This is a genomic window from Streptomyces sp. Y7, from assembly GCF_043195415.1.
Taxonomy (GTDB): domain Bacteria; phylum Actinomycetota; class Actinomycetes; order Streptomycetales; family Streptomycetaceae; genus Streptomyces.
The window spans coordinates 410,278-437,099 of record NZ_JBIDDQ010000006.1; the positions used below are offsets into that span (position 1 = coordinate 410,278).

17 protein-coding genes are annotated in these 26,822 nt (G+C 73.7%); 14 read left to right on the forward strand and 3 right to left on the reverse strand.

The genetic code is table 11. The features are described from left to right. Positions 1–96 precede the first annotated feature (96 nt). From ACGFW6_RS19275 to ACGFW6_RS19295, 5 genes are read left to right on the forward strand one after another with little or no spacing between them, the layout of a single operon-like run. The gene (locus ACGFW6_RS19275) at positions 97–4,776 is read left to right on the forward strand and encodes an amino acid adenylation domain-containing protein (RefSeq protein WP_393510786.1); all 4,680 of its coding nucleotides are present in this window, start codon (positions 97–99) and stop codon (positions 4,774–4,776) included. Next, complete coding sequence (locus tag ACGFW6_RS19280) at positions 4,776–8,663, forward strand: amino acid adenylation domain-containing protein (RefSeq protein ID WP_393510788.1); 3,888 nt, start codon at positions 4,776–4,778, stop codon at positions 8,661–8,663. The genes ACGFW6_RS19275 and ACGFW6_RS19280 overlap by 1 nt, the downstream gene beginning before the upstream one ends. Continuing rightward, the gene (locus ACGFW6_RS19285) at positions 8,653–11,949 is read left to right on the forward strand and encodes an amino acid adenylation domain-containing protein (protein WP_393510790.1); all 3,297 of its coding nucleotides are present in this window, start codon (positions 8,653–8,655) and stop codon (positions 11,947–11,949) included. The genes ACGFW6_RS19280 and ACGFW6_RS19285 overlap by 11 nt, the downstream gene beginning before the upstream one ends. Further along, positions 11,946–14,042: a beta-ketoacyl synthase N-terminal-like domain-containing protein gene (locus ACGFW6_RS19290; protein WP_393510792.1), complete on the forward strand. Its 2,097-nt coding sequence runs from the start codon at positions 11,946–11,948 to the stop codon at positions 14,040–14,042. The genes ACGFW6_RS19285 and ACGFW6_RS19290 overlap by 4 nt, the downstream gene beginning before the upstream one ends. Then, a complete protein-coding gene (locus ACGFW6_RS19295) occupies positions 14,039–14,791 on the forward strand; it encodes a thioesterase II family protein (protein ID WP_393510794.1) in 753 nt (250 codons plus the stop codon). The genes ACGFW6_RS19290 and ACGFW6_RS19295 overlap by 4 nt, the downstream gene beginning before the upstream one ends. 12 nt (positions 14,792–14,803) lie before the next feature. Here ACGFW6_RS19295 and ACGFW6_RS19300 read toward each other — a convergent pair whose 3' ends face one another. After that, positions 14,804–15,835, reverse strand: a complete 1,032-nt coding sequence (locus tag ACGFW6_RS19300) for a Ku protein (protein WP_393510796.1) — start codon at positions 15,833–15,835, stop codon at positions 14,804–14,806. Between the two features lie 50 nt (positions 15,836–15,885). On the opposite strand from ACGFW6_RS19300, the gene ligD reads away from it, so the two are divergent. Continuing rightward, positions 15,886–16,770, forward strand: coding sequence for a non-homologous end-joining DNA ligase (gene ligD / locus ACGFW6_RS19305; RefSeq protein ID WP_393510798.1), 885 nt, complete (start codon positions 15,886–15,888; stop codon positions 16,768–16,770). A 33-nt stretch (positions 16,771–16,803) separates the two neighbouring features. Here ligD and ACGFW6_RS19310 read toward each other — a convergent pair whose 3' ends face one another. Continuing rightward, the gene (locus tag ACGFW6_RS19310) at positions 16,804–17,610 is read right to left on the reverse strand and encodes a nuclease-related domain-containing protein (RefSeq protein WP_393510800.1); all 807 of its coding nucleotides are present in this window, start codon (positions 17,608–17,610) and stop codon (positions 16,804–16,806) included. A gap of 166 nt (positions 17,611–17,776) precedes the next feature. Here ACGFW6_RS19310 and ACGFW6_RS19315 point away from each other — a divergent pair, with 166 nt between their 5' ends. The 7 genes from ACGFW6_RS19315 (at position 17,777) to ACGFW6_RS19345 (ending at position 24,448) form a co-directional block, all read left to right on the forward strand. Then, complete coding sequence (locus tag ACGFW6_RS19315) at positions 17,777–18,283, forward strand: dual specificity protein phosphatase family protein (protein WP_393510803.1); 507 nt, start codon at positions 17,777–17,779, stop codon at positions 18,281–18,283. 91 nt (positions 18,284–18,374) lie between these two features. Further along, a complete protein-coding gene (locus ACGFW6_RS19320) occupies positions 18,375–19,136 on the forward strand; it encodes a hypothetical protein (RefSeq protein ID WP_393510805.1) in 762 nt (253 codons plus the stop codon). After that, positions 19,133–20,371, forward strand: coding sequence for an ATP-binding protein (locus tag ACGFW6_RS19325; RefSeq protein WP_393510807.1), 1,239 nt, complete (start codon positions 19,133–19,135; stop codon positions 20,369–20,371). Before ACGFW6_RS19320 ends, ACGFW6_RS19325 begins: the two co-directional genes overlap by 4 nt. Before the next feature lie 114 nt (positions 20,372–20,485). Further along, entirely contained in the window at positions 20,486–20,959 is a 474-nt protein-coding gene (locus ACGFW6_RS19330; protein WP_393510810.1) for an SH3 domain-containing protein, read from the forward strand. 43 nt (positions 20,960–21,002) lie between these two features. After that, on the forward strand, positions 21,003–22,385 hold the full coding sequence (locus tag ACGFW6_RS19335) for an FtsW/RodA/SpoVE family cell cycle protein (RefSeq protein ID WP_393510813.1): 1,383 nt from the start codon (positions 21,003–21,005) through the stop codon (positions 22,383–22,385). Next, a complete protein-coding gene (locus ACGFW6_RS19340) occupies positions 22,382–23,854 on the forward strand; it encodes a penicillin-binding transpeptidase domain-containing protein (RefSeq protein WP_393510816.1) in 1,473 nt (490 codons plus the stop codon). The genes ACGFW6_RS19335 and ACGFW6_RS19340 overlap by 4 nt, the downstream gene beginning before the upstream one ends. A gap of 72 nt (positions 23,855–23,926) precedes the next feature. After that, positions 23,927–24,448: a DUF3291 domain-containing protein gene (locus tag ACGFW6_RS19345; protein ID WP_393510819.1), complete on the forward strand. Its 522-nt coding sequence runs from the start codon at positions 23,927–23,929 to the stop codon at positions 24,446–24,448. A 33-nt stretch (positions 24,449–24,481) separates the two neighbouring features. Here ACGFW6_RS19345 and ACGFW6_RS19350 read toward each other — a convergent pair whose 3' ends face one another. Then, positions 24,482–25,594: a ferritin-like domain-containing protein gene (locus tag ACGFW6_RS19350; protein ID WP_393510822.1), complete on the reverse strand. Its 1,113-nt coding sequence runs from the start codon at positions 25,592–25,594 to the stop codon at positions 24,482–24,484. 126 nt (positions 25,595–25,720) lie between these two features. Between ACGFW6_RS19350 and ACGFW6_RS19355 the strand changes: the two genes are divergently transcribed. Continuing rightward, on the forward strand, positions 25,721–26,659 hold the full coding sequence (locus ACGFW6_RS19355) for a diiron oxygenase (protein WP_393510825.1): 939 nt from the start codon (positions 25,721–25,723) through the stop codon (positions 26,657–26,659). The last annotated feature ends 163 nt before the right edge of the window (positions 26,660–26,822 follow it).

Here is a 26,822-nt window from a genome sequence, read left to right on the forward strand (position 1 = left end):
GTCTTCGGGGAGGACCAGGCGTGACAGGGCATTGCAGGGTCTGCCGAGAGGACCTGGTGTGACGGGGGAATGCGCGAGCGGCCGGGAGGACGGGGCGTGACGGGGACGACGGGTGCGGCGGGCGGCGCTTCGATGGCTGAGCGGTTCACCGCGCTCAGTGGGGAGCAGCGCGTCCGGCTGATGCGGCGGCTGGTGGAGTCCGGGCAGGTCGGGCTGATCCCGGCGGTCGTGCCGGCACGGGACGGCGGCGGGCCGGTGCGGCTCAGTCCGGCGCAGGAGGACCTGTGGGTGTACGAGTCGCTGTATCCCGGCACTCCGGCACTCAACCTGTGCTGCGCCTACCACTTCGACGCCCCGATGGACGCCGGCCCGCTGGAGACGGCGCTGACCCTGGTGCGCGCGAACCACGACGTCCTGCGGGCCAGGATCGGCGGTGAACCGGGCGCGCTGACCGTCACCTTCCCGTCCGAGGAGCGCTTCCGCCTGGAGCGGGAGGACCTGCGGGGCAGCGGCGTCACCATCGCGGAGGCCTTCGAGACCTTCCGGCGGCGGCCCTTCGACCTGGCGGGCGAACCGCTGATGCGGGCCCGGTTCGTGAGGGTCGACGACCGGCGGTCCACGTTGATGCTGAGCCTGCATCACGTCATCGCCGACTGGTGGTCCTTCGACGTCCTGCAGGCCGAGTTCGCCGAGGCCCACCGCGCTACGCGCTCCGGTTCCGCGTCGATGCCGGCCCGGCCGCGGATCCAGTACGCCGACTTCGCCTCCTGGCAGGGCGAGTTGGAGGCGTCCGGCGTGTTCGAGGCCCGGCTGGCGTTCTGGCGCCGCTACCTCGCCGAGCCGCCGGGGCCGCTGACCGTGCCGGGGGCCCGCCCGGGGGCCTCTGAGGAGATCGCGCAGATCCCGTTCCGCGTGGACGCCCCGACCGCGCGGGCGGTACGGGCGCTGGCCCGGGAGCGCGGCGCCTCCGTCTACGTCGTCCTGATGGCGGCCTTCGCGGTCCTGGCGCACCGGCTCACGAGCGCCGACGACATGGTGCTCGGCACCCCGACGGCCAACCGGGCCGCCAAGGGTCTGGAGCGGGTCATCGGGTACGTCATGAACGCCATCCCGACGCGCTGGCGGATCCGGGCCGGGGACTCCTTCGCCGATGTGCTGGCCCGGTTCGCTGCGGACTTCCCCGAGCTGATGGCCCACGCGGACGTGCCGGTGGGCCGGATCGTCTCGGCGGTCGCGCCGGACCGCAGCGCCGGGCGGTCCCCGCTGTTCCAGTGGGTGTTCATGCACCTGACGCAGCAGCGGAGCGTGGCCGCGCTCAGGGAGTTCAGCGAGCCCGAGCGGATCCACACCGGTGGTGAGCACGACCTCGTGGGCATCGTCCGGGACGCCGACGACGGCACCGGCGCGATGGACGGCAGTTTCGAGATCCGTACGGCCCTGTTCGGCGCGGATGCCGTACGGCACTGGGCGGATGCCTATCTGGAGCTGCTGCGGCGCTTCACCGCCGAGCCCGAGGTGCCGCTCGCCGAGGTCGGGCTGGTGTCCGAGGCGGGTGGGAGGCGGCTGCTGGAGCTCGGCGTCGGTTCTGACGCTCCCGAGCCGGCGTCGCTGCCCGAGCTGGTGGCCCGGCAGGCGGCCCGTACGCCGGACGCGCCGGCGCTGGAGGCCGGGACGCTCGCGCTGAGCTACGCCGAACTCGTGGACCGGGTCGACCGGTTGGCCGAGGTGTTCGCCGGGCACGGGGCGGGTCCCGGGGAGGTCGTGGCGCTCGCGCTGGGGCGGACCGCGGCGATGGTGCCCGCGCTGCTGGCGGTGCAGCGGACCGGCGCCACGTATCTGCCGGTGGATCCGGACTATCCGGGCGAGCGGATCCGGGGGGCGCTGGAGGACGCGCGGCCGGTGCTGGTGGTGAGGGGTGAGCGGGGGCTGCCGGCCGATACGGATGTGCCGACTTTGGTGTTGAGTGACTCGCTCGAACGGCCACGGCGTGCCGTCGACCGACCGCCGCGCCGTCGTGGCTGGTCGCACGGTTCCCCGCGCCCCTGTGCGGCGCTGATGCCGGCGTATGTCATACACACCTCCGGGTCCACCGGGCGTCCCAAGGGCGTCGTCGTCCCCCACACCGGTCTCGCCGCCCTCGCTCAGGGACTCGTGGACTCCATGGCGCTGACGTCGGAGACAAGGGTCCTGCAGCTCGGGTCGCCCGCGTTCGACATCTCCGTGGCGGAGATGTGCATGGCGTTCGGGTCCGGCGGGACGCTGGTCGTGCCGCCGGCCGGGCCGCTCGTCGGGCAGGGGCTGGCCGATGCGCTGACCGGGCTGCGGATCGGCGCCGCGATGGTGCCGCCGTCGGTGCTGGCGACGCTGCCCGCCGGGGAGTACCCGGACCTGCGGTCGCTGGCCGTGGGCGCGGAGGCGTGTCCGCCGGAGCTGGTGGCCCGCTGGGCCGTCGGCGGACGCCGGTTCCACAACGCCTACGGGCCCACCGAGTACACCGTCGCGGCCACCGTCTCCGGCCCGCTCACCGGCGACGGCACGCCGCCGCCGATCGGCGCACCGCTCCCGGGCACCCGCACGTACGTCCTCGACGAGCGGCTGCGGCCGGTGCCGCCGGGGGTGTGCGGTGAGCTGTATCTGGCGGGGCCGGGTGTGGCGTACGGCTATCTGGGCCGGCCGGGAGCGACCGCCGAGCGGTTCGTCGCCGACCCGTACGGGGCGCCCGGCACGCGCATGTACCGCACCGGGGACCTCGCGCGCCGCCGGGACGACGGGCAACTGGAGTATCTGGGCCGCTCCGACGACCAGGTGAAGATCCGCGGGCAGCGGATCGAGCCGGGCGAGATCGCGGCCGTGCTGACCGGGCACCCCTCGGTGGAGCGGGCGGTTGCCGTCGTCCGGGAGGACCGGGCGGGCAGGCCGCTGCTGGTGGCGTACGTCGTCGGCGGCGAGGGCTCCGAGCCGGTGCCGGGCGCGCTCCTGGCGTACGCCGCGGAACGGTTGCCGGCCGCGATGGTGCCGGCCGACGTGGTGGTGCTGGACGCGCTGCCGCTGACGCCGGGCGGCAAGCTGGACCGGGCGGCGCTGCCCGCGCCGGGCGGCCGGCAAGGCGGCGGGCGGGCTCCGGAGGGGGTGCGCGAGGTGACCCTGTGCGCCCTGTTCGCGGAAGTGCTCGGCGTCGAACGGGTGGGCGCCGACGACGACTTCTTCCGGCTGGGCGGCGACAGCATCATGGCGATCCAGCTCGCCGGGCGGGCAGCGGGGGCGGGGCTCGGCATCACACCGCGTGACGTCTTCACGGCCCGCACGCCGGCCGCGCTCGCGCTGACCGCCCGGGAGACCGAGGCGCTCGGCGAGGACGCCGGCACGGGGCGTTTCCCGCTGACGCCGGTCATGCGCTGGTGGCGTGAACTGGGCGGCGACGCGACGGCGTTCACGCAGTCGATGCTGTTCCCGGTGCCGGCGGGTGCGGGCCCGGAGCGGGTCGAGGCGGGCGTGCGCGCGCTCGTCGAGCGGCACGGCGTGCTGCGGATGCGGCTGGTGGACGGGGAGCCGGCGGTCCCGGAGACCGTCCCCGAGGTGTCGGTCGAGCGTGTCGAGGTGCCTGCCGGCGTGGATCCCCGGGAGCTCGCCGACGAACTGGCGGCCGCGGTGCGCCTGGACCCGGAGCGGGGCGAGATGCTGCGGGCGACCTGGCTCGACACGGGCGCCGGCCGGCCGGGTCCGCTGCTGCTGACGGTCCACCATCTCGCGGTCGACGGGGTGTCCTGGCGGCTGCTCGGCCCCGAACTGGCCGCCGCGCTGGGCGGGGAGAGGCTGCCGGAGCCGTCGGGGACGTCCTTCGCGCGCTGGGCGCGGCTGCTCGCCGAGGAGGCGGTGCGGCCCGGGCGGGCCGACGTGGAGCCGGTCCGCTGGGAGGAGATGCTGAGCGGCCCGGACGCGCGGATCGCGGGCGGCCGGGGTGCCGGGGCGAGCCGGGCCGTGCTCACCGTCGAGCTGACGCCCGAGGTCACCGAGGCGGCGCTGTCCGAGGTGGCGGACGTCTTCCACTGCGGTGCGGACGCGGTCCTGCTGACCGCGCTGGCCGCGGCGGCGGTACGGCACCGGGGCACCGGCACCGGTCTGCTGGTCCACCTGGAGGGCCACGGCCGCGAGGGACTGTCCCGGCCCACCGATGTCTCCCGCACCGTCGGCTGGTTCACCACCCAGTACCCGGTGCGGCTGGACGCGGGCGCCGCGCTCGGCGCGGAGTTCTGGCAGCCCGGGCGGGACGCGGCCGGTGAGGCGCTCAAGCAGGTCAAGGAGCGGCTGCGGTCGGTCCCGTCGGGCGGCCTGGGCTGGGGCCTGCTGCGCCACCTGAACCCGGACACGGCCCCGAAGCTGGCCCTGCTGCCCGTGCCCGACCTGCGCTTCAACTATCTGGGCCGGTTCTCCGGCGGCGACACCGCCGACGGCGAACTGCTCGGCATGGCCCCGGAGGCGCTGCCGCTCGGGCATGCCGTGGAGGTGGACGCGGTCGTCCTGGAGCGTGCCGGGCGGCCGTGTCTGAGCGCCGGGTTCTCGTACGCGCGGGGGGTGCTCGGGGAGGACGAGGTGCTCGCCCTCGCGCGTCTGTGGTGCGAGGCGATCGAGGTGCTGGTCGAACACGCCCGCCGGGACGGGACGGGCGGCCACACCGGCTCCGACTTCCCGCTGGTCGACCTGTCGTCGGACCAGCTCGCCCTGCTGGAGGGCGACCTGGACCTCGGCCCCGACCCCGACGACGAGGGGGACGTCTGATGGGCGGCCGTATCGCGGACGTGCTGCCGCTCTCCCCCGCCCAGGAGGGCCTGCTCTTCCACGCCCTGCGTGATCCCGAGCGGGACGACCCCTATCTGGTGCAGGCCCGGTTCCGGATCGCGCCCGGCGTCGGCGGTGAGGCCCTGCGGGCCGGGGTCGCGGGGCTGCTGGAGCGGCACCCGAACCTGCGGGCGTGCTTCCGGCACGAGCACGTCGAGCGGCCGGTGCAGGTGATCCCGCGTGCGGTGCGACTGCCGTGGACGGAGGTCGACCGCACCGGGCGCCCGAGGGGCGAGGTGGCGGCGGAGGTGGCCCGGCTGCGGGCCGAGGACCGCGGCCGGCGCTTCGATCCGGCCCGCCCGCCGCTGCTGCGGGCCACGCTGGTCCGGCACGACGAGGGCGGCGATCTGCTGCTGACCCTCCACCACATCCTGCTCGACGGGTGGTCGTTGCCGCTGCTCGCGCGGGATCTGGAGGCACTGACGGTGCGGGGTGCGGGGCTGCCGCCCGCCGTGCCCTTCAAGCAGTACCTGGTCTGGCTGAAGGGGCAGGACCCGGGCCCCGCCGAGGCGGCCTGGCGGGCGGCGCTCGCCGGGCTGACCCGGCCCGCGCCGCTCACCGCGGACGGCGGTGAGGGGCACGGCGCCGTCGAGGACACGGTCGACGTCGAACTCACCCCCGAGCTGACGGCGGCGATCACCCGGCGCGCGGCCGACGCGGGCGTCACCGTCAACACCGTGGCGCAGACCGCGTGGGCGCTGGTGCTGGCCCGCACGACCGGCAGCGACGACCCGGTCTTCGGCGCGGTCGTCTCGGGGCGGCCGCACGATCTGCCCGGCGTGGAGCGGATGGTGGGGCTGTTCATCAACACCCTGCCGGTGCGGATCACGCTGCGTGCCGGGGAGGGCGTGGACGCGCTGCTGGCCCGGGTGCAGCGCGAACAGCTGCGGCTGGCGCCGTACCACCACGTCCGGCTGTCGCAGGTGCAGCGGGCGGCCGGGGTGGGCGAACTCTTCGACACGGTCCTGGCGTTCGAGAACTTCCCGCGGGCCGAGGGCACCGCCCCGGCGGTGGAGCTGGTCGAGACACGGGACGCGACGCACTATCCGGTGACGATCGCCGTGGTCGCCGGGGAGCGGATGCTGCTGCGGGTGAGCTGCCGCGGGTCCGTCCCGGCCGCCACGGTCGGGGCCCGCCTGGTGCGCGCCTTCGAGGCGCTGACGTCCGCGTGCGACACTCCCGCCGACCGGCTCGACGTGCTGCCGCGGGAGGAGCGGCGCCGGCTGCTCGCCCTGGCGGAGGGCCCGGCGCGCGAGCCGTCCGGCGACTTGGGCATCCCCGGCCGCTTCGCCGCGCAGGCGGCCCGTACGCCCGACGCGCCCGCCGTCGAGTCCGACGGCGAGGTGCTGACGTACGGCCGTCTCGACGCCGTGTCCGACGCCCTGGCCGGGCGACTGCGTGAGGCGGGAGTGCGGCCCGGTGACACGGTCGCGCTGCCGCTGGCCCGGTCCGTGGCCATGATCGTGGCGCAGTTGGCGGTGCTGAAGGCGGGCGGGTGCTGTCTGCCGCTGGATCCGGGGGCTCCGGCCGGCCGGCTGGCGGCGCTGGTGGGCGCGGCGGGCGCGAGGGCGGCAGTGGCGGAGAGGGACGTACAGCTTCCCGTCGAGGTGCCGGTGTTGCAGCCCTTCGGGCCGGAGGCCGCCGCTCTCCCGGCCGGGTCCGTGCATCCCGAGTCCGCCGCCTACGTGATGTACACCTCCGGCTCGACGGGCGAGCCCAAGGGCATCGTCACCCCGCACCGGGCCGTCGTGGAGCTCGCCTCCGACGGCCGTTTCGCGGGCGGCGCGCACGCGCGGGTCCTGCTCCACAGCCCGCACACCTTCGACGCCTCGACGTACGAGACCTGGGTGCCGCTGCTCAACGGCGGCACGGTCGTGGTCGCGCCGCCCGGCCCCGTCACCCCGGACCTGCTGAAGCGGCTGCTGCCCGAGGCGCGGGTCACCGCGCTGTGGCTCACCGCCGAACTGCTGCGCACCGTGGCGGAGATCGCGCCCGAGGTGCTGGGCACCGTGCGTGAGGTGTGGGCGGGCGGGGACGTGCTCGCGCCCGAGGCGGTCGGGCGGGTGCGGGAGCGGTGCCCCGGCACGCGGGTGGTCAACGGCTACGGGCCGACCGAGACGACGGTGTTCGCCACGGCCCACCCGGTGACGGGGGACGTCGGCACGTCCGTGCCCATCGGACGGCCGCTCGACAACTCCCGCGCCCACGTCCTCGACCGCCTGCTGCGCCCGGTGCCGACCGGTGCCGTGGGCGAGTTGTACGTCGCCGGCAGCGGGCTGGCGCACGGCTACGCGCACCGTCCGGGGCAGACCGCCGAGCGCTTCGTCGCCGACCCGTACGGGCCGCCCGGCTCCCGGATGTACCGCACGGGCGATCTGGTGCGCCGGCTTCCCGGCGGTGAGCTGGAGTTCGTGGGCCGCGCGGACGACCAGGTCAAGGTGCGGGGCTTCCGTATCGAGCCCGGCGAGGTGGAAGCCGCCCTCACCGCCTGCCCGGGGGTGGAGCGGGCCGTCGTCGCCGCGCGGCCCGGGCCCGGCGGCGGCAAGCGGCTGGTCGCGTATGTCGTGGGCGGTGACCTGGACCTCGTACGCGAGTACGCGGCGCGCACACTGCCCGCGCATCTGGTGCCGTCGGCGTGGGCGCGCCTGGACGCCGTGCCGCTGACCGCGCACGGCAAGGTCGACCGGGCCGCGCTGCCCGAACCCGAGCCGGAGCGGGCCGGGCCCGGCCACGGCCGGATCGCGCGGCCGGGGCGTGAGCAGCGGCTGTGCGCCCTGTTCGCGCGGTCCCTCGGCGTCGACGCGATCGGACCCGACGGCGACTTCTTCGCGCACGGCGGCCACTCGCTGCTCGCCCTGCGGCTGACCGCGAGCATCGAGGCGGAGCTCGGGGCCCGGGTGTCCCCGGCGACGCTGTTCGAGGCGCCGACGCCGGCCGCGCTCGCCGCCCGCCTCGCCGCCGGTGACGGCCACATGGAAGAGGACCCGTACGCCCCGCTGCTCACGCTGCGCCGCGAGGGCGACCTGCCCCCGCTGTTCTGTCTGCACCCGGGCCTCGGGCTCGGCTGGGCGTACGCGGCGCTGCTGCCGCACCTCGCCCCCGGGCGGCCGGTGCACGCGCTCCAGACACCGGCGCTGCGCGGCGGACAACTTCCTCGGACCCTGGGCGAGTTGGCGGAGAACAGTCTGCCGCTCATCCGGGCCGTACGCCCGCACGGGCCGTATCTGCTGCTCGGGCGCTCCTTCGGCGGGCCGCTCGCGCACGAGCTGGCGGTGCGGCTGCGGGCGGCGGGCGAGGAGGTCGCGCTCGTCGCCGTCGTGGACGCGATGCCGAAGCCGGCCGAGGTGGCCCGGGTGCCGCTGGACCCCGCGGTGGTGGAGCAGGCGGCGCTGGCCAACCTGCTGCGCAACGCGCTGCCCGGCGTCCCGCCCGGACCGGACCCGCTGGACCGGGCCGAGGTGATCGCCCGTGTCCACGCGCACGGCGCGCTCCTGGCCGGCCTCGACCCGCAGGGCCTCGACACGCTGGCCGGCGCCATGGAGCGGTACATCGAGATGGCGCGCGCCTGGCGTCCGTCGCCGTACGACGGCCGGGTCACCCTCTTCTCCGCCACCCGCGCCGCGGAGGCGACGACCGGGGAGAAGAGCGCGGCATGGCGGGCCTGCGCGGCCGCGGTGGACGTGCACGAACTGGACTGCGAGCACAGCGACGTGCTCGCACCGGGACCGGTCGGCGAGATCGCCGCGGTCGTGGAGAACGCACTGGCAGACATGGCACGACCGGCACAGGACCGCACGGGGGACGGAGAGGGCACAGATGGCCGCTGACGACATCGGCACGGTCGGGGAGCACGAGGAGTACGAGTTCCCGACCTCGGACGCGCAGGCCCGGCTGCTCGTCCTGGACCACATGGATCCGGGCGCCGCGACGTATCACGTGCCGGCCGCCTTCGTCGTGCGCGGCCCGTTCGACACGGCCGCCTTCGGGCGGGCGCTGGACGCGCTCGTCGCCCGGCACGAGTCACTGCGCACGGTCTTCCGCACCGGCCCCGACGGCGTGCCGCTCCAGCTCGTGTCCGCGGCCGGCCGGGTCGAGCCGCGCGCGGAGCACGACGTGCCCGTGGCCGAGGTGGACGCGCGGATGCGCGCGGAGGCGGCCCGCCCCTTCGACGTGGCGGCCGGCCCGCTGCTGCGCTGCACGCTGTACGCGGTGGCCGACGGCAGTCACCGCGTGCTGCTGGTCGCCCACCATCTGGTCTGCGACGGCTGGTCGCTGGGCGTGCTGCTGCGCGAGCTGTCGGCCGGATACGAGAACGAGACCAAGGGCCTGCCCCACACGGCACCCGAACTCCCCCTGCAGTTCCCGGACTTCGCGGCCTGGCAGCGCGAACGGCAGGCGGCGGGCGAGTACGCCGGCTCGGTGGCCCACTGGGCCGAGCGGCTGCGGGGTGCCCCGGAGACGGTCGCGCTGCCGCTGGACCGGCCGCGCGCGGCGGTGCGGACGGCGGCGGGCGGCACCGAGCGGTTCACACTGCCGGCCCGGGTCCGCGCGCGGATCGCGGAGACGGCACGGGCGCGCGGCGGCACCCCGTTCATGGCGGTGTTCGCCGCGTACGCCGCGTTCGTGGGCCGGCTCTCGGGCTCCGAGGACCTGGTGATCGGCTTCCCCGTCTCCGGCCGGGACCGCCCCGAGCTCCAGGACATGGTCGGCATGCTGACCAACACCCTGGCGCTGCGCGTCGATCTGTCCGGCGACCCGTCGTACCACGACCTGATCGACCGGCTGCGCATCGCGCTGCTGGCCTCCCAGCCGTACCAGGACGCCCCGTTCGAGGCGGTCGTCGACGAGGTCGCCCCGGCCCGCGAGATCAGCCACGACCCGGTCGTGCAGGTGGTCTTCGGCTACGACGACGACACCGAGCTGAGCCTGCGGCTGGCCGGCGCCGAGGTCGAGCGCGTCCATGTGGGCCTGGACACCGCGAAGTTCGACTTCCACCTCCAGGTGGAACGCTGGGGCGAGGACCTCGCCGCGTACCTGATCTTCCGCAGCGCGCTGTTCGAGCCGGAGACGGTACGCCGCTGGGTGCACTGCTTCGAGACCCTGCTGGAGGGGCTCCTCGACCGTCCGCGGGCCCCGCTGTCGACGCTCGACATGCTCCCGGCGGACGAGCGCGAGCGGCTGCTGGCCCTGCACGACCGGACGCCGGGGACCGCATCGCCGACCAGGGGCGCGGGGAACCGCGCGACCAGCCACAACGAACCCGCGGCCGCCCGACCGCCGCACCCGGCACTCCCCGAGGCGCCCCTCGTCCCGGACCTCGTCGCAGACCGGGCCACCACCCGGCCGGAGGCCACCGCGCTGGTCTGCGGCGACCTGCGCCTGACCTACGCCGAACTCCTCACGCGCGCCGACCGCCTCGCGGCCCGCCTCCAGGCACACGGCGTACGCCGAGGAGACCGCGTCGGGCTGCTGCTCCCCCGCGGCGCCGACATGGGCATCGCCGCCCTCGCGGTCCTGCGCGCGGGCGGCGCCTACGTACCGCTGGACCCGGCGCACCCACCGGCCCGCCTGGCCTACATGATCACCAACTCGGGCACCTCGCTGCTGCTGACGGCGGCGCGGACGGCGGACCTCACCGGCACGGACGTACCGGAACTGCGGGTGGACGAGGACACGGACCCGCCGGCTCCCAGGGAACCGGTCCCGTGCGCCCCCGACGACCTCGCCTACGTCCTCTACACGTCCGGCTCCACCGGCGTCCCCAAGGGCGTGGCCGTCGAGCACCGCGCCCTGCTCAACCTCGCGGTGAACGTCCGTCCCGTGTTCCCGGTGACCGGGACGGACCGCGTGCTGCAGTTCGTGTCGTTCGGCTTCGACGTGGCCGTGTCCGATCTGTTCTTCCCCTGGGTCGCGGGCGCCGAGCTGCACATCGCGCAGGAGGACGAGCGGCTCGGCGAGGCGCTGCAGGCACGGCTGCGGGACTCCCGCATCACCTACGTCTTCCTGCCGCCGTCCGCCGCGATGACGCTCCCCCGTGCCCCGGGCGCGCTGCCGGAACTGCGCACCCTCGCGGTCGGCGGCGAGGCGTGCCCGGCCGAACTGGTCGAGCGGCTCGGCGAGGAGGGCCGCCGGATCGTCAACGCGTACGGCCCGAGCGAGGCGACGGTGTACTCGACCACGGCCGACCTGCGGCCGGGCGAGCCGGTGGTGATCGGCCACGCGGTGCCGGGCACCCGCGCCCACGTCCTGGACCGGTGGCTGCGTCCGGTCCCGGTCGGGGTGACGGGCGAGCTGTACGTCGCCGGTGCCTCCCTGGCGCGCGGCTACATCGGCCGGCCGGGGATGACGTCCGAACGCTTCGTCGCCGATCCGTACGGTCCGCCCGGCAGCCGGATGTACCGCACCGGCGACCTGTGCCGGATCGACGCGCGCGGCGTCCTGCACTACCTCGGCCGCAGCGACTCGCAGGTGAAGCTGCGCGGCTACCGGATCGAACTCGGCGAGATCGAGGCCGTGCTGGCGGGCCGTCCCGAGATCACGGTGGCCGCGGCGGCGGTACACGGCGAGGGCGCCGAGCAACGGCTCGTCGCGTACGTGGTCGGGCCGGACCCCGCCCCCTCGGACGAGGTGCTGCGCGCGCTGCTCGCCCGGCGGCTGCCGGGCTACATGGTCCCGGAGGTCTTCGTGCGCCTGCCGGAGCTGCCGCTGAACCGCTCCGGCAAGATCGACCGGTCCCGGCTGCCCGAACCCCCCTCCTCGCGCCCGGAGCTGCGCGAGTCGTACACCGCGCCGGCCGGCGTGGCCGAGCAGCGGGTGAGCCGGGTGTGGCGGCAGGTGCTGACTCTGGACCGGGTCGGCGTCCACGACAACTTCTTCGACCTGGGCGGCAACTCGGTACGGCTGCTGGCCGTGCTCGCGGCGCTCCAGGAACACCCCGAGTACCGGGACCTCACCCTGATCGACCTGTTCCGGCACCCGACGGTCGCCGCCGTGGCAGCCCATCTCGACCGTACGGCCGAGCGGCGGGCGCCCCAGGAGGAGGCGGCCCGGCGCGGCCATGACCGCCGGGCGGCCCTGAACTCGCTCCGTTCCAGGAAGGGCACGACACGATGACGACCGAGGCAGCCGCACCGCACGACCTGGAGTCGGCGGTGGCCGTCGTGGGGATGAGCGGACGCTTCCCCGGCGCCCCCGACCTCGACACCTACTGGGCCAACCTGCGCGACGGAGTCTGCTCGCTTTCCGCCTTCACCGAGCGGGAACTCCTCGCCGACGGGGCGGACCCGGACGAGCTGCGCGGTGCCGGGTACGTCCCCGCGCAGGGGTATCTCGCGGACGCGGACCGCTTCGAGGCCGAGCTCTTCGGCTTCCACCGCACCGAGGCGGCGGCCCTGGACCCCCAGCACCGGGTGCTCCTGGAGACCGCCTGGTCGGCCCTGGAGGACGCCGGGTACGCCCCGCTGGACGCCCCGTCCCGCACCGGCGTGTACGTGGGCGGCAGCCCGACGGAACACGCCCTGGCCGCCGCCACGGACCCGGCGCTCGCCGCGTCGCTCGGCGCGCTCCAGGTCCGTATCCTCACCGACCGCGAGTTCCTGGCGCCCTGGATCTCCTACCGGCTCGGGCTGGACGGGCCGAGCATGACGGTCCAGACGGCCTGCTCGACCTCGCTGACGGCCGTGCATCTCGCCGTCCAGGCCCTGCTGCTGGGCGAGTGCGACACCGCGCTCGCGGGCGGCGTGTCCGTCGGCGGCGTGCGCAAGCGGGGCTACGTCCACTACCAGGGCGGGATCTTCTCCCCCGACGGCCGCTGCCGCCCCTTCGACGAGAAGGCGGCCGGCACGGTGCCGGGCAGCGGGGTGGGGGTGCTGGTGCTGCGCCGGCTGGAGGACGCCCTGGCCGACGGCGATCCGGTGCGCGCGGTGATCCGGGGCACGGCCGTCACCAACGACGGGGCCGGCAAGCTCGGCTTCACCGCTCCGGGCGTGGACCAGCAGACGGCCGCGATCACGGAGGCGTGGGCGGCGGCGGGGCTGGAGCCGTCGGCGGCCCAGTACGTGGAGGCGCACGGGACCGGGACGGAACTCGGGGACCGGGTCGAACTGGAGGCCGCGAGCGCGGCGTTCACGGCCGGAGCCGGCAGCGGCGGGGCCGGCATCGACGGCGCGGCCATCGACGGTAGTGCCGGCATCGACGGTGGCACCGGCGCCGGCATCGGGCTCGGCTCGGTGAAGTCGAACATCGGGCACGCCGACGCGGCGGCCGGTGCGGCCGCGCTGATCAAGACGATCCTGATGCTGGAACACGCGACGCTGGTGCCCACGGTCGATGTCACGAGCCCCGTCGCCGCTCTGCGGGGCTCTCCGCTGCGCCTGGTGACCGAGACCGGCGCGTGGCCGAGCAGGCCGGGTCTGCCCCGGCTGGCGGGCGTGACGTCGGTCGGGATCGGCGGCACGAACGTGCACGTGGTGGTGCAGGAGGCGCCGGAACGCGGGCCACGCGCGCATACCGACGCCCGCCCTGCGGTCCTGCCGCTGTCGGCCCGCACCGAGCACCAACTCACCCTGACCGCACGCCGGTTGGCGGCCCGCCTGCGCGAGGCGGACGCCCCGGCCCTGGCCGATGTCGCGCACACCCTGCGCACGGGCCGGGTCGGGATGCCCGTGCGCGCCTACGTGGTCGCCACCGGGACGCGGGAGGCCGCCGACAAACTCCTGGCACTGGCCGAGGGTCACCCGGACCCGGTGCGGGACCCGTCGGGCGAGGCGTGGCTGAGGGGCGAGGAGGTCGCCTGGCCGGCGCTCGCCGGTGAGGTGCGCCGGGTACGGCTCCCGGCGTACCCGTTCGCGGGCGAGAGCCACGGCGCGCTGACCCTGCGCGGCCCGGCGGCACGGACCGGGGCCGTGGCTCCCGCGCCCGGGAGTGAACTGGAGTCCGAGGTCGCTGAGTTGGTGCGGGAGGCGCTGGATCTCGACGGCCGCGCCGGCCTGGAGAAGACCTACTTCGAGGCGGGCGGCGACTCCCTGACGGCCGTGCACCTGGCCGGGCGCCTCCGCGACGAGCTGGGCATCGACGTACCGATCCAGCTGTTCCTCGAACCGATCACACTGAAGGACATGACGATCCGCATCACCGAGATCAAGCAGGGCGGCGGGGCCGACGGCGCACTGGACGCCCTGCTCGCCGAGTTCGAGGCGGAGTCGTGACCGCCCCCGACATCCACACCCGCTGGCTGCGGGGCGTCAGCGCGCCCGGCGCGAGGATCCGGCTGGTGTGCTTTCCGCACGCGGGCGGAGCGGCGGGCACCTTCCACAGCTGGACCACGCTGACCCCGCCGGAGATCGAGGTCCTGTCGGTGCAGTACCCCGGCCGCCAGGACCGGCTGTCCGAGCCGTGTCCGGCCACGATGGACGAGCTGGCGGACGCGATCACGGCCGCGCTGCTGGAGGAGCTGACGGACGACCTGCCGCTGGCCCTGTTCGGCCACAGCATGGGTTCATCGGTGGCGTACGAGGTGGCCCGCCGGCTGGAGGAGCTCCCCGGGCGCGGCCTCACCCGGCTGATCGTGTCGGGCCGGACCAGGCCACGCCTCGCGCGGGAGCTGGCGCCGCGGCCCTTCCCTACCGACACGGACATCCTGAACCACGTCCGCCGGCTGGATCCCGAGGGCGCCGCGCTCTACGAGGACCCCATGCTGCGGCCCATGATCATGCCGTCCCTGCGCGGGGACTTCGGGCTGCTCGCCGCCTACCGCCCGGCCCGTCTGCACCGCCTGGGAGTTCCCGTCACGGCGTGCGGCGGCGACAGCGATCCCGCGTGCCCGGTGGAGGACCTCTCGGCCTGGTCGGACATCACCACCGAGGCGCTGGACGTCCGGGTCTTCGAGGGCGACCACTTCTATCTCCTGCCGAGACAGGAGGAGTTGCTCGCGTTCCTCACCGCGCGGCTGCTGTGAGGGCGGCCGTCGTCACGCCGTGCGCTTGCGTGACGTCGTCTTCTTCGCCGCCGTCTTCTTCGCGGTGCTCTTGGCCGTGCTCTTCGCCGCCGTCTTCTTGGCCTGGGCCGACTTCGACGTGGATTTCCTGGCGGAGGCCGTCGTCTTCTTGGCGGCGGTCTTCTTCGCCGCGGACGTCGACTTCTTGCCCGCGGTCTGCTTCGGCGCGGCCCGGGCCGACTTGCGCTGGGGCAGGCGTCTGACCTCGGCCGCCTCCTCGGGCTCCTCGCCGCGCGACTCCTTCGCGGCGCGGACGCTGCTCTCCAGGGCCGCCATCAGGTCGAGGACCTTGCCGCCGGTGGCGGGCTCGGGGGCGGCGGGCAGGGCCTCGCCGGCCGCCTTCGCGGCGATGACCTCCTCGACGGCCTCGCGGTACCCGTCGTGCAGATCGTCGAGGTCGACCTCGCCGAGGGTGTCCATCAGGGCGTCCGCGAGGTCGAGCTCCTTGTCGCGGACGGTGACGCCGGCGTCGGGGGCGACGCCCTCGGGCGCGCGGACCTCGTCGGGCCAGAGCAGACCGTGCATGGCGATGGCGTCGCCGACGACCCGGAGCATGCCCAGCCGTTCCCGGCCGCGCAGGGCGAACTTGGCGATGGCGACCTTGTTGCTGCGCTTGAGCGCCTCCCGCAGCAGGGTGTACGGCTTGGCGGCGGGGGCGCCGCTCGCGGCGAGGTAGTACGCCGCGTCCATCTGGAGCGGGTCGATCCGGTCGCCCGGGACGAAGGCCACGATCTCGATCGTCTTCGCGGTCGGGATGGGCAGCTGGGCCAGGTCCTCGTCGGTGATGGGGATGATCGAGCCGTCCGCGTCCTCGTACCCCTTGCCGATCTCGGCCTGGCTGACCTCGCGGTCCTCCAGCTCGCAGACCTTGCGGTAACGGATCCGGCCGCCGTCCTCGGTGTGGATCTGACGGAAGGAGATCGAGTGGCTCTCGGTCGCGTTCACCACCTTGATCGGGATGCTGACCAGGCCGAAGGAGATGGCGCCGTTCCATATGGATCGCACGTTCAGACCTTTCGAGGCGGTTCAGGCCGGTTTCGTGTGATTCTCATCGTATGACGCCGATCACAGAGGTGGAGGGGCGGCGCCTCGCGCTCAGCAACCTGGAGAAGGTGCTGTATCCGGCGACCGGGTTCACCAAGGGCGAGGTGCTGCACTACTACGCGACCACCGCCGAGGCACTGCTGCCCCATCTGCGGGACCGGCCGGTGTCCTTCCTGCGCTATCCGGACGGCCCGGACGGCCAGGTGTTCTTCACCAAGAACGTCCCGCCGGGCACCCCCGAGTGGGTCACCACCGCCGAGGTCCCCCGGGTCGAGGGCCCGGCGCGCATGGTGTTCGTGCAGGACCTCGCGAGCCTGATGTGGGCCGCCAATCTCGTCACCGAGTTCCATACGCCCCAGTGGGTGATCGACGCCCCCGGCGAGGCCGACCGCCTGGTCTTCGACCTCGACCCGGGCGCACCGGCCACCGTCGTGGAGTGCTGCGAGGTCGCGCTCTGGCTGCGCGAGCGGCTGGCGGCCGACGGCATCGAGGCGTACGCCAAGACCTCCGGTTCCAAGGGCCTGCATCTGGCCGCGACCATCCGGCCGGCCTCCTCCGAACGGGCCACCGAGTACGCCAAGGACCTCGCCGTGGAGGCCGAGAAGGCGCTGCCGCGGCTCGCGATCCACCGGATGACGAAGAGCCTGCGGCCCGGCAAGGTCTTCGTCGACTGGAGCCAGAACGCGGCCCGCAAGACGACGGCGACGCCCTACACCCTGCGGGCCCGGCGCGAGCCGACGGTGTCCGCGCCGGTCACCTGGGAGGAGGTCGTCAGCTGCCGCTCCCCTCAGTCCCTGACCTTCACGGCCCCCGACCTGGCCCCGCGCCTGCAGGACTACGGAGACCTGCTGGCACCGCTGCTGGACGCGGACAGCGCGGGCACACTGCCCGGATGACACCGGGCGTCACCCGGAACCGACCCGCACCGTTCAGCCGGCGGCCAGCCACACCCTCCGGTCCCGGGCCATCGCGTGCAGCGCCTCCACGTCGGCCGGCTTCAGCACCCCGCCCGTCCGCGCCAGCCCCGCCACCTCCGTGTCCCGCAGCACCCGGACCTCCCGCGGCGACGCGGTGATCGCGACGTCGGCCGGGGCGACCAGCACGAGGACCGGACGGACCTCGGCGGTCAGGGCGTAGGACGCCCGGTCGGCGTCGGCGCGCACCCGGCGCAGCAGCGGGTACGCCTCCCGGCGGCCGAGCGTGACCGTCGGGTCGGCGACGGTGACCTTCGCCCTGCGGGCGTAGAGCGTGTGCAGCGCGAACAGCCCGCCGGGCCCGATCACCAGATGATGGATGCGGTCGCCGCCCGGCAGCGGCACGGAGTGCAGCGCGTGCCAGCCCGCGCCGTCCAGCCGTTCCAGCGCCTCGCCGACCGTCTGCTCCGCCGTCAGCGCGCGCCGGCGCGGGTCGGGCCGCAGCCGGCGGGAGGGGCCGGGCTCCCGGTCCAGGGAGATCAGCAGTGCCTCGCCGGGACGGTTGGGCGCCAGGTCGTCGTCCGGGTGCAGGGTCAGCCGGGCCAGTTCGGCGGGGGTGGGCACCGGGGGCGGGCCGACCGTCACCGGGCCGGTGATGAAGGGGCCGAGCGCCTCCAGCACGTCCTCTCTGCTCGCGTCGCTGAGCAGGTTGATCCGGCCCGCCTCACGGTCGTACCAGGCGAGGTTGCGCCCGTCCGTGAGACAGACGTAGAGCCGTTCCTGGCCGTGCCGCCAGGCCGGTATGACGCGCAGTCCGCTCATGCACCATCACCCCACGACCATGGGAACAGGCGGGGTGCTGCGGGGGCAAGAACCCGGTTACCTTTGAGAGGAGTTGGGCACATCCCTCGCCGAGGGTGCGTGCCGGGCGCCGGGGCGCAGGCAGGGACAGTCGGAACAGGCCCTAGGGGTGGTTGGGGAGGTGCCGTTGCGTACCCGCAGGAAGCAACCCGACGTACCTGCTCCGGACAACCCGTGGAGCGAGATCGTGCCCGGCCTGTGGATGGGCGGTCACGAGTTCCGGGGCCGCTCGGGGCAACTGGAGTTCGCCGTCGTCAGTGACGAGTTCGATCTCGTGCAGACGCTGCTGCGCCTGCCCGGGCACGGCCCCGATCCCGGGGTGGAGCACCATGTGTGGCCGATCCCGGACGGGCCGCTGGACGGCACCCAGCTCGCCGGGGTGATCCGGCTCGCGGAGGCGGCGTGCGACGCCGTCGACGAGGGCCGCAGGGTCCTCGTCCGCTGCTATCACGGCTACAACCGCTCGGGGCTCGTCGTCGCCCACGCACTGGTCCGCCGGAGCCACTCCGCCGAGCAGGCGATCCGGCTGATACGCTCCCGCCGCTCTCCGTGGGCCCTGCACAACGAGCTGTTCGTCGACTATCTCCGGGCCGGCCTGGCGACCGCCCGGCTGCTGGAAGAGCTCGCCGAGTAGCGCGTCGCCCGTCCGCCCACCGGGTGCGCAAAAAGGACTTCCGTACGAATAGGGTGTACGGGCCGACGACACCCCGAGCCCCAGGAGAACCGTGCCCCGCACCCGCCTCACGCGCACCGTCGCGCTCAGTGCCCTGGCCGCACTGCTGCTGCCGGCGGCGACGGCCTGCGGTGACGCCGGGGAGATCCAGGGTGCCGGCCCGACCGAGACCGCCGTCAGCCCGGACAAGCTCTGGCCGCAGCTGACGCCGGCGTCCCGTCCTGCCTATGAGATCGGTGAGGTGAACCGGGAGGTCGTGAAGGGCGTCATGCTCCCCGGCGACGACATCCGCGACGTGAACCCGGTGGCGGTCGTACGCAAGGAGCTCGACAAGAGCCCCGGCGACTACGAGGGGAAGAACGCGCAGTACCGCGAGACCGGCCGTCTGATGGCGCAGTGCGGGGGCGGCGCCGGCCATGGGAAGTGCCCGGTGCTGCGGCCCTACTACCGGGACCTCACCGGCGACGGGCGCCCCGAGCTCACCCTCGGCTTCCGGCTGATGCCGGGCAAGACGACCGCGGTGCGCGTCTACACCGTCGAGAAGCACCACCTCATGCAGGTGATGAGCTGGGACGACGCCATCAGCAGCGTCGAGCTGGCCGGCCGGTCGGTGATCATCCGCTCGCCCTCCGAGGTCGCCGGGTACGAGTACCGGCTCCAGTGGACCTGGGACGCGGACCAGAAGGCGATGCTGCTCACGCACGACGAGATGCTGCGCACCGGGCCCCGTAAGCAGACGTCCCCCGGGTCGCCCTCGCCTTCCCTCTCACCGTCCGGTCCGCCCTCCCCCACCCCCACGGCGAGCACGCCATGAGGCTCGCGCTGCCCCAGTGGGCAGGCACGCTGGCCGTGAAGGTCGCCGTCTTCATCACGGTGATGTGCTGCGCGCTGGCCGCGCTGCTCGGCATCCTCGTGCATGTCTCGGTGACCAACCAGACCGTCGGCCAGGCCCGCGAGCAGGCGCTGTCCCGGCTGGAGGACGCGACGGCGGCGTTCGAGGCCGGCGACCCGACCGGGCCCGGGGCCGCCCTGGACCCGCCGGATCTGCCCGAGTCGCTGCGCAGGCTGGCGGTGGCCGGGGAGCGCGGCACGGTGGTCGCCGATCACCGCGGCCGGCCCACGATGTGGGCGGCGGGCCCCGCCGACGGCGAGCGGGCCCTCGCGGTCGAGGTGGACTACTCGCAGCAGGCCCGCACCATCGACGGTCTCGACCGGGCGATCGTGTGGTCGTCGGCGCTGGCGATCGGCGTGACGGTGCTGGTGGGCGTGTTCGCGGTGACGCGGGTGACGCGGCGGCTGCACGCCACGGCCCGGGTGGCCCGGCGGATCAGCGGGGGCGATCTGGACGCCCGGGTGGACGACCCCCGCACGAAGAAGGACTCCCCACGGCCGCAGGACGAGGTGGCCGTGGTCGCCGCGGCCCTGGACTCGATGGCCTCCTCGCTGCAGAGCAAGCTGCTCGCCGAGCAGCGGTTCACCGCGGACGTGGCGCACGAGCTGCGTACGCCGCTGACCGGGCTGCACGCGGCGGCCGAGCTGCTGCCGCCGGGGCGGCCGACGGAGCTGGTGCGGGACCGCGTGTCCGCGTTGCGCACCCTGACCGAGGATCTGCTGGAGATCTCCCGGCTGGACAGCGGACGCGAGCGCTCCGAGCCGGACAGCGAGCCGCTCGCGGCGCTGGCCGAGCGGGTGGTGCGGGCGTCCGGCACCGCGACCGAGGTCGTCGTCCTGCGGGACGTCGTGGTGGAGACGGACCGGCGGCGGCTGGAGCGGGTGCTCGGCAATCTGGTGGCCAACGCGCACAAGCACGGGCGCGGCCCGGTGTCGCTGACGGTGGACGGGCCGGTGGTGACGGTCAGGGACCACGGGGGCGGCTACCCGGAGTACCTCGTCGCGCACGGGCCGCAGCGGTTCCGTACCGAGGGCGGGGCGAAGGGGCACGGCCTGGGGCTGACCATCGCGCTGGGGCAGGCGGAGGTGCTGGGGGCGCGGCTGTCGTTCGGCAACGCGAGGGACGGCGGCGCGGTCGCCACGCTCGTCCTGCGGTAGTCACCGCCGCTCACGCGCGGCGCTTCTCCTATGGCCCATTAGGACGAGCGAACGCCCGATCGGGCTCCTAATGTGGCGATTAGTCAGGTTCGTTCCCTTGTCCTGGAGGTACACATGGCACTGCGATCCCGACTCGCCATATCCATGGCCGCCGGCATCCTCGCCGCCGCGGCCGCCGCAACCCCCGCTGTCGCCGACGACGAGTGGGGCTCCCAGACCGGTGAATCGAGTGAGTCCCAGGGCGGCGACTGGGGCGGGGGCCAAGGAGGGGACGGGGGCGTCCAAGGAGGGGACGGGGGCGTCCAGGGCGGGGACGGGGGCGGCGACTGGAGCCAAGGCGGCAACCAGAGCCAGCAGTTCACCCGGGGCCGCGTCACCGCGAGCACGCTGCTGCTGCGCTCCGCACCCAACCGCGGCAGCCAGGTGATCCGGGTCGTCCACCAGGGGGACATCGTCAGGATCTTCTGCAAGACCCCGGGCGAGAGCGTCCAGGGCAACCGCACCTGGTACCTGCTCGCGGACGGCACCTGGGCCTGGGGCTCGGCCCGTTACATCGAGACCCTCGGGCGCACGCCGCGCTGGTGCTGAGGCATTAGGCACACAAGACGGACTATTTGGGTAAGTTCCGGACATGACCAAGGCCGGAACCACCCTGGTGGAAGCGGACGCGCCCGCTCCCGCCACACCGCTCCCCCGGCGCCGTGGCATCGAACTGGCCCTCATCGTGGTGGCCGTCCTGCTCTCCGTGTACGGCTACTGCGCGGTCGGCCTCGCCCGGAGCGGCACCGTCCCGCCCGGCGCCGCCGGATACGGCGCCGGGCTCGGTGTGCTCGCGCTCGTCGCGCATCTGGCCGTACGCCTGCGCGCCCCGTCCGCAGACCCGCTGCTGCTGCCGATCGGGGTGCTGCTCAACGGCCTCGGCCTGGTGCTGATCTACCGGCTCGACCTGGAGACGCCGGGCGACCGGGCGGCGCCCACCCAACTCGTGTGGTCCACGCTGGGGGTGGCGCTGTTCATCGTGGTGGTCCTGCTGCTGCGCGACCACCGCGTGCTCCAGCGCTACTCCTACGTCTGCGTGGTCGCCGCCCTCGTCCTGCTCACCCTGCCGATCTTCTTCCCGTCCGTGAACGGCGCCCGCATCTGGATCCGGATCGCCGGATTCTCCATCCAGCCCGGCGAGTTCGCCAAGGTGCTGCTCGCGGTGTTCTTCGCCGCCTACCTGGCCGCCAACCGCAACGCGCTGGCGTACACGGGCCGTCGCGTCCTCGGCATCGAGAAGCTCCAACTGCCCACCGGCCGCGTCCTCGGCCCGATCGTCGCGATCTGGCTGCTGAGCGTGGGCGTGCTGGTCCTGGAGCGCGACCTCGGCACCTCGCTGCTGTTCTTCGGCCTGTTCGTGGTGCTGCTGTACGTCGCCACCGGCCGCACCGGCTGGATCGCGCTCGGCCTGCTGCTCGCGGCGCTCGGCGCGGTGGCCGTCGGGGAGTTGGAGCCGCATGTGCACGGCCGGGTCGAGGACTGGCGGCATCCGTTCGCGTCGATCGCCGCGGGCGAGGGCCCCAACCAGCTGTCGCAGTCGCTGTTCGCCTTCGCCGCGGGCGGCACGTTCGGCACCGGACTGGGCCTCGGCCACTCGATCCTGATCGGCTTCGCGGCCAAGTCGGACTTCATCCTGGCGACGGCCGGGGAGGAGCTCGGCCTCGCGGGCCTGTCCGCGATCTTCCTCCTCTACGGTCTGCTGGTGGAGCGCGGCTACCGGGCCGGCCTCGCCCTGCGCGACCCCTTCGGCCGGCTGCTCGCGGTCGGGCTCGCCTCGATCGTGGCGCTCCAGGTGTTCGTGATCGCGGGAGGCGTGACCGGCCTGATCCCGCTGACCGGCATGGCGATGCCGTTCCTGGCGCAGGGCGGCTCCTCGGTGGTCACCAACTGGGCGATCGTCGCGCTGCTGATCCGGGTCAGCGACCGGGCCCGCAGCAGACTCGGCGTGCCCAAGGGCGAGGAGGCCGCCCGATGACCCGGCACATCCGGCACGCCGCGTTCTTCTGCGCCCTGCTGCTGGTCGCGCTGCTCGTCAACGCCACCCGCATCCAGGTCTTCGAGGCGCCCTCCTACGACGACAACATCGCCAACCGCCGCACCACGATCGCCCGTTACGGACAGCCCCGCGGCGACATCCTGGTCGACGGCGAACCGGTCACCGGCTCCCACGACACCGGCGAGCACCTGCGTTACGAGCGGACGTACACGAACGGCCCGATGTACGCGCCCGTCACCGGCTTCGCCTCGCAGGAGTACGGCACGACGCTGCTGGAGCACTCCAAGGACGGCGTCCTGGCGGGCACGGACCCGCTGCTCTCGCCGTTCCCCTGGAGCGGCACCACCCACGACCGCTACCCCGGCGGTGACGTCGTCACCACGCTGCGCCGGGCCGCGCAGGAGGCGGCGTACGAGGGGCTGGCGGGCCGCAAGGGCGCGGTGGCCGCGATCGAGCCGGCGACGGGACGCATCCTGGCGCTGGTCTCGGCCCCCTCGTACGACCCGTCCGTGCTGAGCGGGAACGGCGCCTCGGTGACCCGGTCCTGGGCGTCGCTGAACCGGGACACGGACCGGCCGATGCTCAACCGGGCGGTCCGCAAGACCTACCCGCCGGGCTCGACCTTCAAGGTGGTGACGGCGGCCGCGGCGCTGGACGCGGGCGTGGTCGAGGACCTGGACGAGCCGACCGACTCCCCCGACCCGTACACCCTGCCGGGCACCCGGACCTCGCTGACGAACGAGTCCGAGGGCTGCGAGGACGTTCCGCTGCGGAAGGCCTTCGAGTGGTCGTGCAACACGGTGTTCGCGCGCCTCGGGGTCAGGACGGGCGTGGACCGGATGGCACGGACGGCGGGCGCGTTCGGCTTCAACGACGCGAACCTGAGGATCCCCTACTCGGTCGCCGAGTCCACCTTCGACGAGAAGGTGGACCGGGCACAGCTCGCCCTGTCGTCGATCGGGCAGTACAACACCCGTGCCACCCCGCTCCAGATGGCGATGGTCGCGGCGGCCGTGGCCAACGGCGGCCAGGTGCGCTCGCCGTATCTGGTGGAGCGTACGACCCGGGCGAGCGGAACGACGGTCTCGACGGGCGGGGCGAGCTCGAGCCGGCAGGCGATGCGGCCGCAGACCGCGCGGCTGCTGAAGGAGCTGATGGTGGACGTGGTGCGGGAGGGCACGGGGACGAACGCCTGGATCCCGGGGGCGACGGTCGGCGGCAAGACCGGCACGGCCCAGCACGGTCTCGGCAACTCCGGTACGCCGTACGCCTGGTTCGTCTCCTGGGCCAAGGGCGACCGCGACCTGGAGCCCAAGGTGGCCGTCGCGGTGGTGGTGGAGGACGCGGACCCGGACCGGGGCGAGATCAGTGGGGGCGGGGACGCGGCACCGATCGCCCGTGCCGTGATGGAGGCGGTGCTGAAGTCGCCCTCGCCCCAGGACAGTTGACCGGGGCGACGGTGCCCACGCTCTGAGACGAGCCTTGTGCCCGGCCACCCTGACCGACCTATCGTTCGGTCCATGACGACCTCACCCGCTCAGGAAGCCGCCTTCGCACTCGCCCAGGTCAACATCGGCCGCCTCAAGGCCCCGCTGGACTCGCCCCAGCTCAAGGACTTCATCGACCATCTCGATCCCGTGAACGCCGACGCCGAGGCGGCCGACGGCTTCGTGTGGCGGCTGCAGAGCGACTCCGGCGACGCGACGGACGTGAGCGTCTTCGGCGACGAGTGGCTCATCATCAACCTGACGATGTGGCGCGACACGAACGCCCTGACGGCGTACATGTACCAGGGGCGGCACCGCGAGATGCTGGCCCGCCGCCGCGAGTGGTTCGAGCGCGTCCAGGAGGCGATGACGGCTCTGTGGTGGGTCCCGGCGGGCCACCGCCCGACGGTCGCGGAGGCCGAGTCCCGCCTCCTTCACCTCCGCACCAACGGCCCGACCCCGTACGCCTTCACCCTGCGCACGTCCTTCCCGCCCCAGGGGGCGGAGCCGGTCCTGGGCGAGGTACCGGAAGGGCTGGGCTGCTCGGGGCGGTAGGGGGGCCTGCGGTCGAGGACGCCGGGCACGCGATCACCCGTCGAGGCGTTGACCTGCCTCGATCGCCTCCTCCACTTCCTCCACCCGCTCCCTTTCCTCCACCGCGAACCGCTCGGCGTCGAGCTTCTCGGCGATCTCCTCGTCCTGAGCCATGAGCAGATCCAGATTGGAGTCGCCCATCTCGAACACACCCATGTCGACATAGGCCTGCTGAAGGCGCTTCCCCCACAACCCGATGTCCTTCACACACGGGACGATGCGCGAGAACAGCAGCCGCCGGAACAGCTGCAGGAACTCCGAACGCTCGCTGATCTGCTCCGCCTCGGCCTTCGGAATGCCGAAGTTCTCCAGGACCTCGACGCCCCGCAGCCGGTCCCGCATCAGGTAGCAGCCCTCGATGACGAACTCTTCACGCTCACGGAGCTCGGCGTCGGTCAGCTCCTTGTAGTAGTCCCGGAGCGCCATCCGCCCGAAGGCCACGTGCCGTGCCTCGTCCTGCATCACATACGCCAGGATCTGCTTGGGCAGCGGCTTGGTGGTGGTGTCCCGGATCATCCCGAACGCGGCCAGCGCGAGCCCCTCGATCAGCACCTGCATCCCGAGATACGGCATGTCCCACCGGCTGTCGCGCAGCGTGTCACCCAGCAGCGACTGGAGGTTGTCGTTGATCGGGTAGAGCATCCCGACCTTCTCGTGCAGGAAACGGCCGTAGATCTCGGCGTGCCGCGCCTCGTCCATCGTCTGTGTCGCCGAGTAGAACTTCGCGTCCATGTCGGGCACCGACTCCACGATCCGCGCCGCACAGATCATCGCGCCCTGCTCGCCGTGCAGGAACTGGCTGAACTGCCAGGAGGCGTAGTGCTGCCGCAGCTCGCCCCGCTCGCGCTCGTTCATCTTCGTCCAGTACGGCGTCCCGTAGAGCGCCATCGCCTCCTCCGGCGTACCGAGCGCGTCGTACGGGTCGACCTCCAGGTCCCAGTCGATCCTGCGCTGCCCGTCCCACTGCTTGTCCTTGCCCTTCTGGTACAGGGCCAGCAGCCGTTCCCGCCCGTTGTCGTACTCCCAGCCGAAACGGGCCGCGCCGGCCGCCGGCACCTGCCAGAGAGGTTCTCCCGGATCGTTCGTGTACAGGTCGTATGTCGGCATGTCCGGCAGGCTCACACGTGGTAGACGCGGGGTCAACAAGTCCCGCGCAGGGGATTGACGAGCTTGCTGACAGGCAGTCTCATAAGAGTCGGACGACGTACCCCCGGTAACAGAGGTGAGGGACCGATGACGACCCTGACGGAAGCCGACGCGCTGGACGGCCTGCGCGACGCGCTCGGGCTGCTCAAGGACCGCGAACAGGTGGCCGAACGCCTCCTTGCCTCCTCCGCCAAGCACTCCTTCGACCCCGACAAGGAGCTGGACTGGGAGGCGCCCTTCGAGGAGGGCAAGTGGTTCTGGCCGCCGGAGCTCGTCTCGCTCTACGACACCCCGATGTGGAAGCGGATGAGCGAGGAACAGCGCATCCTCCTCTCCCAGCACGAGGCGGCCGCACTCGCCTCTCTGGGCATCTGGTTCGAGATCATCCTCATGCAGCTGCTGGTCCGCCACATCTACGACAAGTCGGCGACGAGCGCCCACGTCCGCTACGCACTCACCGAGATCGAGGACGAGTGCCGGCACTCCAAGATGTTCGCCCGCCTGATCTCCCACGGCGGCACTCCCTGGTACCCGGTCAGCCGGGCCCACCAGCACCTCGGCCGCCTCTTCAAGACGATCTCCACCACCCCCGGCTCCTTCACGGCGACCCTCCTCGGCGAGGAGGTCCTGGACTGGATGCAGCGCCTGACCTTCCCGGACGAGCGCGTACAGCCCCTCATCCGCGGCGTCACCCGCATCCACGTGGTCGAGGAGGCCCGCCACGTCCGCTACGCCCGTGAGGAACTGCGCCGCCAGATGCTGACGGCCCCGAAGTGGTCCCAGGAGTTCACCCGCGTCACCTCCGGCGAGTTCGCCCGCGTCTTCTCGGTCGCCTTCATCAACCCCGAGGTCTACACGAACGTCGGCCTGGACAAGCGCGAGGCCCTGGCCCAGGCAAAGGCCAGCGCCCACCGCCGAGAGGTCATGCAGACAGGCGCCAAGCGCCTCACCGACTTCCTGGACGACATAGGCGTACTGCGAGGAGTGGGCCGCCGCCTGTGGAAGTCGTCGGGCCTGCTGGCGTAGAAGCCCCCACGCCCCGCAGCCGCCCACGACGGAGGGAACGCGCCGGCAACCCGGCAGTCGCCCACGGCGGCAAGGGGACGTGCCGGGGGGTGTCCGCCCGCAGCGTCGGGCGTCAACGAACAGCGCCTCCGAAGCGGCAGCAACCGCCCGACCGAGGACGGAC

Coding starts and splice junctions, on each gene's coding strand:
- ACGFW6_RS19280 (WP_393510788.1), top strand. CDS start 4,776: ATGGGCGGCCGTATCGCGGACGTGCTGCCGCTCTCCCCCGCCCAGGAG.
- ACGFW6_RS19285 (WP_393510790.1), top strand. CDS start 8,653: ATGGCCGCTGACGACATCGGCACGGTCGGGGAGCACGAGGAGTACGAG.
- ACGFW6_RS19290 (WP_393510792.1), top strand. CDS start 11,946: ATGACGACCGAGGCAGCCGCACCGCACGACCTGGAGTCGGCGGTGGCC.
- ligD (WP_393510798.1), top strand. CDS start 15,886: ATGACGCCGATCACAGAGGTGGAGGGGCGGCGCCTCGCGCTCAGCAAC.
- ACGFW6_RS19310 (WP_393510800.1), bottom strand. CDS start 17,610: ATGAGCGGACTGCGCGTCATACCGGCCTGGCGGCACGGCCAGGAACGG.
- ACGFW6_RS19325 (WP_393510807.1), top strand. CDS start 19,133: ATGAGGCTCGCGCTGCCCCAGTGGGCAGGCACGCTGGCCGTGAAGGTC.
- ACGFW6_RS19330 (WP_393510810.1), top strand. CDS start 20,486: ATGGCACTGCGATCCCGACTCGCCATATCCATGGCCGCCGGCATCCTC.
- ACGFW6_RS19335 (WP_393510813.1), top strand. CDS start 21,003: ATGACCAAGGCCGGAACCACCCTGGTGGAAGCGGACGCGCCCGCTCCC.
- ACGFW6_RS19340 (WP_393510816.1), top strand. CDS start 22,382: ATGACCCGGCACATCCGGCACGCCGCGTTCTTCTGCGCCCTGCTGCTG.
- ACGFW6_RS19345 (WP_393510819.1), top strand. CDS start 23,927: ATGACGACCTCACCCGCTCAGGAAGCCGCCTTCGCACTCGCCCAGGTC.
- ACGFW6_RS19350 (WP_393510822.1), bottom strand. CDS start 25,594: ATGCCGACATACGACCTGTACACGAACGATCCGGGAGAACCTCTCTGG.
- ACGFW6_RS19355 (WP_393510825.1), top strand. CDS start 25,721: ATGACGACCCTGACGGAAGCCGACGCGCTGGACGGCCTGCGCGACGCG.